The following is a 12,036-nucleotide window of genomic DNA, read 5'->3' as shown; positions in this document are numbered from 1 at the left end:
CTGCAATATTTTTGCAATTTTACGTACAATTTATGTATAAGTTTCATTAAGGCGAATTTTAAATATATAGTTTTAAGAAGGTTTCACAACGGCTTGGAATACCAGCTGTAACCAACTAAAATTTTTTCAAATGCCGGTCTGGTTGGTATTAGTGACTAAAGGGGGATGGGACTTAGGGGTATGTGTGAACTACCGAAAAAATAGGGTTTGGACAGCTTTATAAGATTTGCTTCACTTAAACAACTTCCAAAAATTAGTTTTTTAATTGAAAAACTAATAGATTAAAAGGTAAAATATGTATTAAACATATTAAAAAACGATTGGGAGACATATATTGTGAGGCTAATGTCATTAAACAGCTGTAAGGAAGGAACAGAGTTAGCAAGATCGTTATATGATACTAATGGAGTTGTTTTACTAGCAGAAGGGTTTAAATTAACAAATAAAGTCATGGCCAGGTTACGCCATCATGGTATCCATGCTGTATATGTAAAAGACAAATATACGGATGGGCTAATAGAGGAAAATGGGCTTTCACACGAATTAATACAGAAGTCATTAAAAGTGATTAGTTCTACATTCACAAATTTAAAGACAAACCTGAAATGGACTGGTCGAATCAGTTCTCAAACCCTTAAAACTTTACAAAATATATCAGATGATGTATTAACGGAGCTCCTAGCCAATAAAAAAGCATTAAGTTTAATGACATCTGTACAAATGTTTGACAATTACCTGTTTAACCATTCATTTAATGTAATGGTCTATTCTTTGCAGCTAGCAATAAACCAAAAGATTAATCCAAAGGAATTAAATGAATTAGGAATAGGTGCGTTACTTCACGATGTTGGCAAAATGATGATTCCATTTGAAATATTAAACAAACCAGGAAGGTTAACCAATGAGGAGTTTGAAATTGTCAAAACGCATACAAATGAAGGTTATGAATATTTAAAGAAACAGCATAACATTTCTCCATTAGCAGCCCATTGCGCACTGCAACACCATGAAAAGATAGACGGGACTGGTTATCCATATGGATTAACAGGGGAGGAAATTCACCCTTTTGCCAAAATCATGGCGGTCGCTGATGTATTTGATGCGATAACCTCGAGCCGTTCTTATCGAAACGCAATGCTACCTCACAAAGGTTTTGAAATTCTTTATAGTGGCTCAGGCACACATTTTGAAACAGAATTAGTACAAAATTTTAAGAAATCACTGATTATGTATCCTATTGGAATAACAGTTAAATTAAGTACAGGGGAAACCGGTATTGTCATTAAAAATAATGAAAACTTTCCGGAACGACCTGTTCTTCGTGTCATCGAAAAAGATGGAACAGCCCTACAAGATTCAGAAGTCTATGATATAGATATGTTAAAAATGTTAACAGCTGATATCATTCATAGTGATGTGTTTATGTAAGGAGGTAAAGCAAACGAATGGTGCCTGTCACCAATCTCCTAAAAAATAGAAGCGTAGGATCACTCCCACGCTTCTCAATCCACCAAATCTACTATTTTAGCAATAATCAATGTCCCTGCTTTTCATGGAGAGCTTTATGAAATGGCTACTATTTACGATTCTTTCTCTAATATTAGTTTCTATACCATTACTAGTTTCAGGATAACTAGAAAACAATGGTACTCTAGAATTCACCAATTTTTCAGCTATCTTAGTCCGACTTAATCCTTGTTTTAATAATTGCATTATCTCCATGTACATTCCCCACTTATCCCCTTTTCTGCCCTCCACTGTAAATAATGTACTTTTCATTCAAGAGGCGGAACTATTATTCATGCTGGCGTGTTTGGGTAAATAATTTTTTATCATCTCAAGCAAAAACAGTACATTTTTATTCTAACAGTCTAAGCACTTTCCTTGGTCATGCCTTTTTCTGAAAATTTTAAATTTACCATTGACTAAATGTCAATTTTCATAAGATAATACTTGTGAGTAATATACGTTGTAGTTATTGAAGGAGATCTCAAATGAGTAATCGAGGCCGAAAAAAAGGGGCTAATGGTGAGCAAAGTAGAGCTCAATTGCTTGCTATCGCTGCAGAAGAGTTTGCTGAAAAAGGTTATTATGAAACAAAAATTAGCACACTCGTCCAAAGGGCTGGCTTAACACAACCAACTTTTTATCTTTACTTTACGAGCAAAGAGGCAATATTTCAGGAATTAATAGATTCATTTTGTAAAGGGCTATTTAATCTTACGAGTGAGAGCCGCTTAGAACCTGGAATTGATTTGAACTCCTTGCCATCGAGGATTACAAAAGGGTTAACGGGAATTTTTACTTTTTTTTCTGAGAATCAAAGCTTAACACGCATTGGATTCTTTAATTCTTCAGAAGCTGAAGTGATTAAAAGGCAATTAGCGCAAAAAATAAAAGAAAACCTAATATTTGAAGTGAATAATGGTTATTTTCGAAATGAAGTGGACATGTGCTTAATAGCTGAGATTTTAGTTGGCTCCATTGAGCGTCTTACACTTACTAAATTATTTCCAGGTATAAAAGAACCTGAAGAGATTGCATCGGAGATTGTTTATCTTTTTCTAAATGGCATGTTGTCAAAAAGTGAAAAGTGATTTATCGCTTGTGGATATTACTCTCATTTTCTCTCTTAGTGCATGGCTTGTCAAAAAGCTACCACAAGCTATTGTTCCAATGGTATGAAGGATGCCAAATTTACTGATTTTGAAACAAAACCAGCATAGTATGGACATGGCTTATTATGAGGTAAGGAGACATGATAATGGAGAGAAATTTAGATCAAGAATGGGTGGAATTGATGATTCAAGCTAAACAAATAGGGATGCCTACGGAGGAGATACGTAGATTTCTCCAACAGAGATCTTTAGTTGAGGTCTCACTTCTTGAAAACAAAAACGAAGTTACCTCTGTATCTACCCCCAGTACATTAACATAATAACGACAAGGTATATTGCTGTCCATCTATGTAGCAACGTTTTACTTACACCATACTTCTTTGTTAATTCCTTAATAAAATTCGCCCCACCAAGATAACTATTTCCAGAAGCTAATTTGAAGTGTGTAATTTAAACAGGAAGCGCATCCGCGCTTCCTCAAATTAACTCTAGCCCTCGTTTAGTTATTTAGGAAATACCGTGATAAGTTTCCTGTTGTTTCTATAATCTCTTTGATTTTTTTCTAAAAATAAAGGATAGTAGCAATAATAAAAGGATTGGTATGCCATAGATAGTACCATTTAATAACAAATACGCAGAAAATGGTGTTGAAAATTCAGGATGTAGTAAGTATTGCTTATAGTCAAACACTGAATATATGACCATAACAACTATCAATATAATAGACAGGACAAAAAGTAAAGTGAATGCTACTTTATATTTACTCTTCACACTATATACCTCCTCGTAAGTGATACTTCTATCTACATTGTTTACAAGAATTCGACAAGAAGTTGAATTTCCCCTTCAGTCGTTATATTCCCCTTATTAAACTAATAAACTGAGATTATAAAAAGATGAATAAAAAATCTTATGGTAAGATTATAGAATAAGTTGAAAGTCATCGTTTTTAGAATGAAAAGTATGAAACTATTACAGGAGAGTCCTACAATGAAAAAGAAAATGAATTATTTAATCTTACTGTTAACGATCATCTCTATGGTTGGTTGTACCATCGAAGAAGATACATCCAATATAGACGTAGAAACAGATTCACAAAAAGTTGAAGCAATTAAAAATAATGATCTGTTCTCAGGATACAAGCTTATTGAAGTTGATGGTGGTGATTTATCTGGATATCGTGAACCTAACGTCGTCGTTGACATTGGGTATGGAGACCGTGAATATTGGGCATTTACGAATGAATACGGGCAATTAGTGCGTGTCATCGCTGACGAAATCATTTTACAAGATGACCGTAATGAACCTGTGTTATCGTCTGGCAGATACTATGCTGATGAAGCAAAGGTTCCTGGTGTCGAAAGTCCTGTTTTAGATGAAGGACATGTCATTGCGGATTCTCTCGGTGGGGTATCAAATGCGTATAATATCACCCCACAAGATAGTACACTCAACCGGCATGGTGACCAAGCTTATATGGAAGACGCAATCCGCAAAGCAGGCGGAGCCACTCATTTTGAAGCCATTATCACCTATCCGAATACAAAAACGCAGATTCCTTCAAGTTATCAGTACACCTATACGTTAAGGGGGAACGTAATCGTTGATAAATTTGATAATGTGAACCCAGATGAAGTAAATGCATCGCTGGGTTTAACAGGCGGTAAGGCTTCCACTAATCCAAGTACAACTGGTGATATTTCTACAGTTGATACAGACGGTAATGGACAGGTGACGATTAAAGAAGCGAAAGCAGCAGGTTATCGTATGCCAATAACGAGTGATCATTGGTTATATCCATATATGCACGATGCTGATAAGGACGGTATGGTAGGCGAGTAAGACCCTAGAACTTTGAGGCAAAATAAAAATAGTCATATCTCTATAAAATTCGTACGATGAAAATATCATTATTTTTCACTTACAGGTGCTTTAATTTAACAGTCGATTCCTTGAAATCGGCTATTTTTTTTGGAGAATCTCTTGTTTCTGACAATTTAAATTTTTTCACCTGCGCCGATAATGCCTTTAAATAAACAAAAAAGTCCAAGATACGCAAAGGAGATGTATTAGATCCTGCCTATTTTGGACTTTTCAATATGGATTATTACGGAATAAAACACACTCCGTTCAACAACGTTATCTCTTTACTTCCCACTTCTGATAGCATTCTACATCTATACCTAATTCACCCTTCTTTAACCATTCAAAAGCTTTAAGGACCAGTGGAGAAGAATTGTTAAGCGTCACTTCATTCTCGGATACCCATAACGCACCAAGCGAGTCTTGCCCATCGAATTGTTCAGGGATGATAAGGTTTCCACCGATTTTACTTACTAAATAGTATATTCCGATATGATGAACGTGGCTGAACTCTTTCCACTTCCACGGCAACATAAAATCTATAACACCTAAGTTCTTTTCGATTTCTATCTCTATACCTGTTTCCTCAAAGAATTCCCTTTTCATTGCTTCTGTTAGGCTTTCTGATTCCTCTAAACTCCCACCAGGTAGGTCAAAACGGTTTATGTACGGACCTCCATTTTTATTTATCACTAACAATTTTCCTTCGTTAAAGTATAGGCCGTACACCCCAAGCGCACGGTGGAATTTCTTATTTTGTTCCACTTGATCACCCCTATTTTTTAACAATTATGATAAATTCTGCATTTGCTTCTTATTTTCCTTCTTTCACTACATGTCCATTAGTTCCTTAAAAAAATAAATAGCAATCTGCAATCCCGTTCTTGTCAAAGATTGTATTATCAATCATTTCTTTAGTTTTTATGTCTTTATCACATATTCAATACATAGGGTCTATTTGAAGGAAAATTAGAAAGAGAAGCGAAATATGTTTGTACAGAGTTATTCTCAAGGAGTGAGATCTGAAATGGACAATAGTATTAGAGAAATCTATGGTTCTTATGAGATACCAGAAGAAGTTTATAAATTATATGAACTTGAAAGAGAGCTTAGCGAGGTAGATTTGTCACTTTATATAATCGGATTACAACCTTGCCTTCACGATTATTGTGACCCAATTTCCCCTCCAGATTTAATCCCTTTCGCAAACACTGGAGGTGATGGTATTCATTTTGGTTTCTTGACTGATTTTGGTCAAGTACCTACATTAAGTGAGGCACCAATTGTATGTGTAAGCCCTACTAACGATCCTCCACTTAGGTATATAGCTGATAACATAAGGGATTTCTTGAATTTAGTAAGCTCTGTTCCCCATGCTGAAATGTTAGAGGGTTTTTGGGCAAATCATGATGAAGCTCAAATTCAACAAGTAATCATGGATTTTATAAAAGATACCCCTTCTGATTGGATAGAGAAGCGAAGGAAGGTTGCGGAACGTTTTAAGGTCAAATATGTAACCCAACCCATTCAAATAGGATCTTACTTACAGCAAGTACAGAAAAAGCGTGCTAATACCATAACCGCGCCAACTTTGGATGGATTGGGAATTTTAGAAAGAAAGGAACATACTATTACCTACAGAAAATATCAATTTGATTTTAATAAATATTTTAATCAGTCATTGGATGATCACGAACTAATAAGCATTAATGAATATTTAAAAGAGAGTAACAGAATTGAAAAGCTGGCTTTTATACGTGATGTCATTTATGTGATTAGAACAGACATTGAAGAGAATATTTTTGACTTAATTATGGATTTAATGGAATCCTTAAGTCTATATGATGAAGCGCAAAGGTTTTCAAGATAATTCTTTATGGAGATACTATTCATTTTAATGAATCAATCGCCTTTTACAAAATCTACAAAAGAACCGAATACTCTTAATGAACTAACCTGATTCTATACCTGATTTCTTCTACAAAGAGCTGAGATAAAAAATATTGACCACTAACTCTATGAAAGTTAAGATTAGCTTGTGTTATTTTGTATATATCTGGAAGGATGGTTTGATGAGTGTAAGATTCGTAGATATCGATGAATCAAACTGGCTTGATTGTATTCGAATAAAAGTGACAGAAAAACAGTTGGAGTATGTTGCTAGTAAAGAATTAACACTTTCAATCTCTTTTTATAACTTACTCAACAAACAGGAACAGAGTATGAACAATCCAAAATAAAATAGTCATACATAGACGATTAGCTATCCATTCGTCTATGCATGACAAAATAAATTCAATGTATAAATTAATAGGTTAATCTACCACAAATACGTTCCTAAAAATGGTTATGCTATTTTATATATTCGTTACTAACTAAAATATCATTTAGGATATCCGTAGGGATGACGAAATCAACAACTCCCATGTAGCCAGGAGCTACTTCATATTTATTAAAAGAAATGACCAACTTGTGATTGTTGTTAATGTAAAAATTTTGGTCGGGATTTATTTTTTCAAATGGTTCTATTGAATTTTCTTCTTTCTTATTTGGATTAGTGACCCAATAAAATAAGGAAGGGTCTTTTTCCATGTTGGCTATCATTTGCTTCTTAATTTCAGTGCTAATAAAATCCACATATGAATCATTTTTAAACAGGCTTGGTAATGTGATAAGCAGCTGGTTTTTCTTATCAATCGTGTCATATTGGAACGTTGTTGATGACGATCCGACTGTGTTAACGGTATAACGTCCAATGGATAAGAGTTGATCATTATCGGTTTTTACTTCATAGCCACTATCGACTCCCAAATGTCCACCGCCATTATCTTTTAGATCCTTCATATCTGCTTCGAAACTTTTATAGAGTTCTTTACTTTCATTAAGATATTTTTCATTTAGCATTGATTGTAATTCTTGATTATCAAGTTTTTTTATTTCTGGTACTTTAATATTTGCATGATACGTATCCTCATCTACCTTAAATTCTCTAAATGTTAATACCTTCACCACATTTTTTATTACAGGAACCTCTTCCATTGAATTGGCAAATGCCGGTATGGTATTGAGTCCTCCAATGAACATTGCGGCAGAGGCAACTAATCCAATCGTCACTTTCTTCATCCCACGCATCTTAGGCTTTTGTTTTAAAGCCTTATTAACAATAATGTCTAACTGACTAGGGATAGGAATCTCATTATATTCTTTTATTAATTCTTCCATTTTTTTCTCCACTTTTTAACAACCTCCTAGAATGAAATTTTATTCATCTCTATTCGTAGCATTGAAAGCGCCTTATAAATACGAGTCTTAATCGTATTTTCATTTTCATTTAGAATGGTAGCTATTTCGTTCACTGTCAAGTCGTCAAAAAATTTAAGAATGATGACAATTCGATACTTAGGTGGCAATTCATTTAAGAACTTCTTCAAGTCAACATCTTCATATTTATCATTTGCGGAAGGGGCAATAAATTCTAAAATATCATCCTCTACTACCATTACCTTCTTCCTTTTGTTTATAAAATCTAATGCTGTGTTAACAACAATACGAAAAAACCAACTTTTTAATGCAAGCGGATTTTCTATGGTGTGAATCCTTTTCAAGGCTTTATAGATTGACTCTTGAACAATATCTAGAGCATCTCCTTCATTTTTGACGTAGCTATAGGCTAAACGATAAAAATTCTCTTTGTTCTCCAATATTAAGTCTGTAAGTAGTGCTTGTTTAACTTTTTTATTCACTAGTTTCACCTCCTAAGGGTTGAGTTCAATATATAGACTTCTATGAGTGATGAAAAAGTTTGTATTTTATAATTTAAAAATTTTTAAAAATTAATATCATACCAGATACTATCCCTTACTATGGTTTTACTATTACATCAAGAAATCTCTACAAAAATCCCTAAAACTTTACCACATTGCTTCCGTTAGTTGTACAAGCACCTTCACTTCTATACAAATAATTTTTGAACTGAGAACTATAACTAACGGAAACAAACACAAGTAATATTTTGAAATTTCTAAATGTTTAGTTTGGATTATGTTATACTTTTCTTTAGTGATACAAGGAGGTACTAGTCCAATGGTAAAAAAATAATCAGAGAAAATCTTAAATTATCCTAATAACTTTAGAATAAGCATGTAGATTTTCTCTTTCATAGAATGAATAGATAGTAGAGTAGAGAGGAAAATTAACATGTTAAATAAATTAAGTGATACTATATATTATTTATCCAATCAAGATGATAGAGAAAGACCAACCTTAGGACTGGTATGTGGTGATCGATATAGTCTAATAATAGATTCTGGTAATTCCCCTCAGCACGCTAAGGACTTTTTAGTAGAATTCAAGAATCTAAATGTACCACCCGTTAAATATGTTGTTATTACCCATGCACATTGGGATCATATCTTAGGAATGAATGAATTTGATGCAACTGTTATAGTTAATAGCCAAACAAACGAAATCATAAAGGAATGGCAAAGTTTGTCATATGACGATCGTTCACTACATGAGTATGTGACTACTAATCAGATGAGTGCTATGTGTATGAAGATTATACAAACTGATATGCCAAACAGGGACAGTTTTAAGTTGAAATCTCCAGATATTATCTTTGAAAATACATTAACTGTTGATTTAGGTAATAAAGTTTGCATTCTTGAAAGTATCAAGAGTACCCATACTGATGACTCTACCATCATTTATATTCCTGATGAAAAAGTTGTTTTTTTAGGTGATTGTGCATATGGTACAACCACAAATTCTTTATTCCATTACAAGCAGTCACTGTTATTACCTATGATTAAAGACATTCAAAAATATGATGCGGAAATGTTCCTACTTGGTCATGAATCTATATGTGATTTAAATGAAATGAATATATATTGGGAAGAGTTAACAACAGCAAGTCACGTTGTAAAGTCCACTTCACTAGAAAATGCTATAGAGTCTTTTAAGGCAGAAAATAAAAGGGACCCTAACGAAAATGAAATATTTTTCATAAAAGCATTTGTTAATGACTATATTATTCAGTCCCTATAATTCTATAGAATCCATCAATCAAATATAAACGGTAGCCATCTCATTAAAAACTGAAATGAGGTGGCTTTTAATTAGTTGATAATGATATGTGTTTCATATTGTAAACGCTTCGTTTTATTGTTCAAATGCGATATAAAAACTCACCTTCTCTTGTTCAACTAAAGAGGCAGCTGAATAAGAAAAAGCCACCAAGAATTTTTGGCAGCTTCTTGCCTTCGTTAGGTCAAATTTAAACTTCTCCATTCCATCTGAAACATTCCTTGTTTTCAGAACCCATATTCAGGATTGGGATAACCATTCTATCATTTTTTCACTTTTATATTCTCGGCTATGGTCGTCCAATACATTGTGTCTTCTAAGCCAAGTCGCCAAATCCCGATTCCACGCAAGTTATATTTTTCTACTAGGTTTAGCTTAATCTTCAGACTATCGCTATTCTCAAACCAAACCTGATGGTCATGCTGTTTTTCATCTACATAACTGAAATGAGGTGTTTGCGAATGGGAGTCCCATAATACATTAGCTTTATGTTTTGTTTTCCGGTCCATTAACTCTTTATAGGAGCTATACTTGGCTTTGCCTGCTGTTGTATCCCAGTCCCAGCCATAACCAGCGATACCAAGTAATATTTTTGATGGCGGCACTTCATGTTCCAAAGCATAACGAATCGTTGCTTCTGTCCAATCGACTGATGCTGATGGACCTGGTTTTGTTCTAGGATTGTGTTCATCGTATGTCATAATCATTAACCCATCTGAATATTGACCAAGTTTTTCGTAATCAAACCATGGTGACCAGGGATTAGCCCGGGAATCACCAGTGTTTGCCGGAACTGAAACCGTAACTTCTTTTCCATCACGATTTAGTGCATCAGACAATTCTTTTATCATCTGACTAAAGGAATCTCGATCAGTCAAATTCAAATTTTCGATATCGATATTAATACCGTCATATTTAAACTGACCCATTTCATTACGTAGGTTCTGAATGAAAACATTCCGGTTTTTAACGTTGTTAAGTACATTACTCGCTACCTGCTTGCCCTTCTCTACGGTTTCATAGAAGAGATTATGTACAACCATATAGACCTTCAGGTTTTTATCATGAGCACTCTGAATAACCTTTCTTTTATGATCTGATGAAACGGAATCAATAAGATTGCCTGGACGTTTATCATCAAGCTTATACCAAAAAGGTGCAATGATGCTTAAACTGGCGAATTGCGCGTTTACTGTAGGTTGAGACCCTGGATACGTTCCTTCCTGCTCTGTGTAAAAACCTAAAACTTCTCGAGGAGTTTTAGCATTTGCACTTTTGTGTTCCTCTTTTCTTTGTAACTGACTACAGGATGACATGAGTAATAAGGCCATGCTTAAAGAAATGATGGTAAATGACCGATAAAAATTCTTTGCCATAATACACCTTCTTCTAGTTTGTATAATACTTAAGTTGATAAGAAAAGTTGAATCTTATTCACGAATTGACCTCCCCCCTTAAAAGATTTCCGGAAAAAGACAATCACAAGTTCATTAATGTAGTTAGGTTTGGAAAGGTGGGTATGATAGGCTCGTATGCCTGATGATATCAGGAAGAACAAAAAATGAAGGGAATTATACGATGAAATCATAATATTTAAAAACCACGATTTTTTATGGAAAGCGTGGTTTTTTTGCGTTAAGAAATATTTTCATTACCCTTTGTCCCCCAAAAGAGAACCCGTTATCTTTTTGACAACGCTCTTATTTTGGATGATTTCCTTTATTAAGCGTTCCCAACCAAACATCTCGTTACCTTTAGTAACTTAATAATTTCTACATGAACGATTACTGGATGGTCTTTATATTTTTATCATTTATTTGTAAAAGCTTTTTCGACGTAGCAACAAAAGAATGATTAGAATGACCTCACCAACAAGTAATAAGCCCACTCCTAAAACTAGCCCTCCAAAGAACAGAAATTCGTTAACTTGCCAAGTGAAGAAAACCCAGCCGATAATCGTTAAAACTCCCAATACAAAATTTATCATTCCTGCGATAAAGAATGGTGGAAAAATTAATCCTGTTTTCCGTGTCAAATAAGATCCGTATTTATAGCTAATAAAAAAGGCTAAACCAAAAAGTATTAAATAAATTGCGAATGCAAAATCTATCTTGTTCATAAAACTGCCTCCCGCCATTTTCTTACGTTTACTTAATTTAGTTTTTAGTTAAGGAACATTGCTCACTATTACTAGATTGTTCGATTCATTAGCAATAGGTTAAAAAGAGTTAGCTTGTTAAAAATATAACAGCAGCAACAGCACCGATTCCAGCCAGGGTCATTATAATTCCACCAAATCGCGTTGACAAGACATACAAATCTGAAGGTTCCGTACCATCGTTTGATTTCCAACTCTCTGCAATACGCCATATAAATGAAGGTTTAATAATCATTAAAACACCCATGATAATTAGAATTACTCCTAATAGAATCATTTCATATTTCTCCCCTTAAAATCTTCTTTATCTTA

The 12,036-nt window shown here is 34.1% G+C and carries 14 protein-coding genes; 7 read left to right on the top strand and 7 right to left on the bottom strand.

What is annotated here, in order from left to right; all coding sequences use genetic code 11:
* Positions 1 to 345 precede the first annotated feature (345 nt).
* The 4 genes from ACX9YW_RS18310 to ACX9YW_RS18295 all read left to right on the top strand — a co-directional run bounded on the left by ACX9YW_RS18310 (position 346) and on the right by ACX9YW_RS18295 (position 4,460).
* On the top strand, positions 346 to 1,428 hold the full coding sequence (locus ACX9YW_RS18310; RefSeq protein ID WP_460349212.1) for an HD-GYP domain-containing protein: 1,083 nt from the start codon (positions 346 to 348) through the stop codon (positions 1,426 to 1,428).
* 566 nt (positions 1,429 to 1,994) lie between these two features.
* Complete coding sequence (locus ACX9YW_RS18305; protein ID WP_460349134.1) at positions 1,995 to 2,597, top strand: TetR/AcrR family transcriptional regulator; 603 nt, start codon at positions 1,995 to 1,997, stop codon at positions 2,595 to 2,597.
* Between the two features lie 167 nt (positions 2,598 to 2,764).
* Entirely contained in the window at positions 2,765 to 2,938 is a 174-nt protein-coding gene (locus ACX9YW_RS18300) for an anti-repressor SinI family protein (RefSeq protein ID WP_460349131.1), read from the top strand.
* Positions 2,939 to 3,608: 670 nt separating this feature from the next.
* Positions 3,609 to 4,460, top strand: coding sequence for a DNA/RNA non-specific endonuclease (locus ACX9YW_RS18295; RefSeq protein ID WP_460349128.1), 852 nt, complete (start codon positions 3,609 to 3,611; stop codon positions 4,458 to 4,460).
* Between the two features lie 297 nt (positions 4,461 to 4,757).
* Here ACX9YW_RS18295 and ACX9YW_RS18290 read toward each other — a convergent pair whose 3' ends face one another.
* A complete protein-coding gene (locus tag ACX9YW_RS18290) occupies positions 4,758 to 5,246 on the bottom strand; it encodes an NUDIX hydrolase (RefSeq protein WP_460349126.1) in 489 nt (162 codons plus the stop codon).
* Positions 5,247 to 5,508: 262 nt separating this feature from the next.
* Between ACX9YW_RS18290 and ACX9YW_RS18285 the strand changes: the two genes are divergently transcribed.
* On the top strand, positions 5,509 to 6,351 hold the full coding sequence (locus tag ACX9YW_RS18285) for a hypothetical protein (RefSeq protein ID WP_460349123.1): 843 nt from the start codon (positions 5,509 to 5,511) through the stop codon (positions 6,349 to 6,351).
* Positions 6,352 to 6,553: 202 nt separating this feature from the next.
* The gene (locus tag ACX9YW_RS18280; protein WP_460349120.1) at positions 6,554 to 6,721 is read left to right on the top strand and encodes a hypothetical protein; all 168 of its coding nucleotides are present in this window, start codon (positions 6,554 to 6,556) and stop codon (positions 6,719 to 6,721) included.
* A gap of 112 nt (positions 6,722 to 6,833) precedes the next feature.
* Here ACX9YW_RS18280 and rsiV read toward each other — a convergent pair whose 3' ends face one another.
* Both rsiV and sigV read right to left on the bottom strand, forming a co-directional pair.
* Positions 6,834 to 7,715, bottom strand: coding sequence for an anti-sigma-V factor RsiV (gene rsiV, locus ACX9YW_RS18275; RefSeq protein WP_460349117.1), 882 nt, complete (start codon positions 7,713 to 7,715; stop codon positions 6,834 to 6,836).
* A 14-nt stretch (positions 7,716 to 7,729) separates the two neighbouring features.
* Entirely contained in the window at positions 7,730 to 8,224 is a 495-nt protein-coding gene (sigV, locus tag ACX9YW_RS18270; RefSeq protein WP_460349114.1) for an RNA polymerase sigma factor SigV, read from the bottom strand.
* A gap of 454 nt (positions 8,225 to 8,678) precedes the next feature.
* Here sigV and ACX9YW_RS18265 point away from each other — a divergent pair, with 454 nt between their 5' ends.
* Positions 8,679 to 9,527, top strand: coding sequence for an MBL fold metallo-hydrolase (locus ACX9YW_RS18265; RefSeq protein WP_460349112.1), 849 nt, complete (start codon positions 8,679 to 8,681; stop codon positions 9,525 to 9,527).
* A gap of 114 nt (positions 9,528 to 9,641) precedes the next feature.
* On the opposite strand, the gene ACX9YW_RS18260 is transcribed toward ACX9YW_RS18265, so the two are convergent.
* From ACX9YW_RS18260 to ACX9YW_RS18245, 4 genes are all read right to left on the bottom strand, one after another.
* Positions 9,642 to 9,770 carry a hypothetical protein gene (locus ACX9YW_RS18260; protein ID WP_460349110.1) on the bottom strand — a complete coding sequence of 43 codons (129 nt, stop codon included), beginning with the start codon at positions 9,768 to 9,770 and terminating at the stop codon, positions 9,642 to 9,644.
* 59 nt (positions 9,771 to 9,829) lie between these two features.
* Positions 9,830 to 10,942 (bottom strand): glycosyl hydrolase family 18 protein, encoded by a 1,113-nt coding sequence (locus ACX9YW_RS18255; protein WP_460349108.1) that lies wholly within the window; start codon positions 10,940 to 10,942, stop codon positions 9,830 to 9,832.
* Between the two features lie 437 nt (positions 10,943 to 11,379).
* Positions 11,380 to 11,685 (bottom strand): hypothetical protein, encoded by a 306-nt coding sequence (locus ACX9YW_RS18250; RefSeq protein WP_460349106.1) that lies wholly within the window; start codon positions 11,683 to 11,685, stop codon positions 11,380 to 11,382.
* Between the two features lie 109 nt (positions 11,686 to 11,794).
* A complete protein-coding gene (locus tag ACX9YW_RS18245; RefSeq protein ID WP_460349104.1) occupies positions 11,795 to 12,001 on the bottom strand; it encodes a DUF6199 family natural product biosynthesis protein in 207 nt (68 codons plus the stop codon).
* Positions 12,002 to 12,036: the final 35 nt, after the last annotated feature.

It is taken from the genome of Pseudoneobacillus rhizolycopersici (assembly GCF_054786815.1).
Note: the sequence above shows the minus strand (reverse complement) of the source record. Positions and strands in the feature narration are given on the sequence as shown.